The sequence below is a fragment of the Psychrobacter sp. GW64-MNA-CIBAN-0177 genome (genome assembly GCF_040309585.1).
GTDB classification, from domain to species: Bacteria; Pseudomonadota; Gammaproteobacteria; order Pseudomonadales; family Moraxellaceae; genus Psychrobacter; species Psychrobacter okhotskensis.
The window spans coordinates 1-358 of the sequence record NZ_JBEOOY010000088.1; the positions used below are offsets into that span (position 1 = coordinate 1).

General features: G+C 44.4%; 1 pseudogene. It reads right to left on the reverse strand.

The window, feature by feature from the left end:
- Window positions 1-236, reverse strand: a pseudogene (locus AAEY79_RS14290) (DNA polymerase IV); the annotation flags it as partial.
- Window positions 237-358 lie beyond the last annotated feature (122 nt).

Here is a 358-nt window from a genome sequence, read left to right on the forward strand (position 1 = left end):
AAAATGACGTCAGGGCAGCGTTTACGCGCCTCATAGCAAGACATCGCTGAGCGCACACCAAACTTACGCACCTCATAACTGGCAGCGGCGACCACACCGCGACCACTGGGATCACCACCAACGACTAATGGTTTACCACGCAGTTCTGGGAAATCGCGCTGTTCAACGCTTGCATAAAACGCATCCATATCTATATGGATAATTTTGCGGGGAGTCGGGTTTATAGGGGCAGTCATAGGTGTTATTTTACCTGAAATTGCATCATATGACTTTTATTCAATAGCCGTAAATAAGTACTGACACGTAGAGCGATATATCTAAAAATGATGGAATAAGCGATAATAGCTGACATAAAAAT